The following is a 223-nucleotide window of genomic DNA, read 5'->3' as shown; positions in this document are numbered from 1 at the left end:
AACACCACACGGCCCTCGTGTTTGTGGGGGGTGTGGTTGTTTGATAGTGTTTCGGTGGTTTTAGCGTCAGGGAAACGCCCGGTCCCATTCCGAACCCGGAAGCTAAGCCTGTTAGCGCCGATGGTACTGCAACCGAAGGGTTGTGGGAGAGTAGGACACCGCCGAACTTACGTTGGGGAAGGGCCTGGGCCCGGTTGAGACTTGAGTCTCCCGGCCCAGGCCC

Annotated in this window: 1 rRNA gene; it reads left to right on the top strand. The window is 60.1% G+C overall.

What is annotated here, in order from left to right:
• Window positions 1-50 precede the first annotated feature (50 nt).
• Window positions 51-167, top strand: a 5S ribosomal RNA gene (gene rrf / locus QQ657_RS57090).
• Window positions 168-223 lie beyond the last annotated feature (56 nt).

The organism is Amycolatopsis ponsaeliensis (genome assembly GCF_030182635.1).
GTDB classification, from domain to species: domain Bacteria; phylum Actinomycetota; class Actinomycetes; order Mycobacteriales; family Pseudonocardiaceae; genus Amycolatopsis; species Amycolatopsis ponsaeliensis.
The sequence above is the reverse complement of the archived record's forward strand: the minus strand, read 5'-3'. Positions and strand labels throughout refer to the sequence as shown.